Origin of the sequence: Halopseudomonas salina (assembly GCF_014637955.1) — a bacterium.
GTDB lineage: Bacteria > Pseudomonadota > Gammaproteobacteria > Pseudomonadales > Pseudomonadaceae > Halopseudomonas > Halopseudomonas salina.
In genome coordinates this window covers 1-1295 of the sequence record NZ_BMFF01000016.1, presented here as the reverse complement: position 1 = coordinate 1295, position 1295 = coordinate 1, and the positions used below count along the sequence as shown (strand labels likewise).

General features: G+C 53.2%; 1 protein-coding gene. It reads right to left on the bottom strand.

What is annotated here, in order from left to right:
- Positions 1 to 51: 51 nt before the first annotated feature.
- Positions 52 to 1209 carry an integrase core domain-containing protein gene (locus tag IEV54_RS17255; RefSeq protein WP_150279458.1) on the bottom strand — a complete coding sequence of 386 codons (1158 nt, stop codon included), beginning with the start codon at positions 1207 to 1209 and terminating at the stop codon, positions 52 to 54.
- Between the last annotated feature and the right edge of the window lie 86 nt (positions 1210 to 1295).

Here is a 1295-nt window from a genome sequence, read left to right as displayed (position 1 = left end):
TGTTGAGCCGGTCACATAGGTAACACCACAAACCGGCCACATAGGTAACACCTATGTTGGCCGTATTACTCGTCCCCGGCGTTCATCAACCACGCCTAGGCATACCTCGCCAAAATACAATTGCCAACGATCGAACTCCAGTGGTTCCAGCCCAATATATTCCCCCACCAGTTGCCGGGTCGTGTAAATCGGCTCTCCATGGAGCTTGATATAGCCACCATGTTTTACCTTTCTCACCGCGTATCCTGATGGATATTCAACCTCAGGTATCGTCTTCGGAAAAGCTCGTGGTGAGGGCGTATGGACATCGATCGGACAGATTCCCAGCCCAAGACTCTGATGTGGTCTTTCGTAGTTATATTCACGCACAAACTGATCAAATGCCCTTTGCTGAGCTTCCATATCGTCTTTTGGCGGCTTAGCAGTAGCGGCTTTCAGGGTGCGGTGCATGCGTTCATGGCGGCCGTTCTGCTGCGGTTTCCCCGAGGCAATTCGCTCGGGATAAATGCCCAGTTTGATAAGCCAAATGGAGAGCGGAGTGAGGCCACCCAAAGTAGTCATCGCAAACGGCCAGCCGTTATCAGTGCGTATAGCTCGAGGCAGTCCGTAGTCCAGGAAAGCCTGACGGTAAAGCGCGATAGATGGCTCAAGCTTGGGGCTTTGCAACCCTCTGCAGGTGATCAGGAGCCGGCTGTAATTGTCTGAAATGGTCAGCGGGTAACAGAGCTGGCCGTTGCCCAGGCGGAACTGGCCTTTAAAGTCGGCGCTCCATACGTCATTTGGACCTAGTGCATGACCCAGAGGTTGCGTCTGTGGTGGCGTTTTCCGACGTGGTCGTCTTCGCTTCACCAGACCATGTGCCTTGAGAATCTCACCCACCGTGCTGGAGGCAGGCCAATGAGCGCAAGGGTTTTCACGATGGAGTGATGAACGAATCGTAACGGGCCCCCAGTCCGGATATTGGTTCTTCAGTTCCAATATCCGAGCGACAACCGCATCAGCCGTTTGGTGTCTTTGGCTATGCCGAGCACGGCTCTCATCCTCCAGCCCCGTCATCCCCAAAGACTTGAAACGATTAATCCACTTATGCCCTGTTTTGCGCGAAATACCAAATCGCACACATAGCTCTGTGGTGGTGAATCTGCGGCTGAGCCAAGCCTCGATAAAAGCAGTTCTCTCGCCCATGGTACAGGTCACTTTCCAGTTCATTGGCCCCTCCTTATTGAGGCCAATACGCTATCACCTGTTACCTATGTGCCCGGTTTGATCTGTAACCCATGTGCCCGGTTAGTACC

What these genes read in the sequence shown, in the direction of transcription:
- IEV54_RS17255 (WP_150279458.1), bottom strand. Translation starts at nt 1,209, where the DNA reads ATGAACTGGAAAGTGACCTGTACCATGGGCGAGAGAACTGCTTTTATC.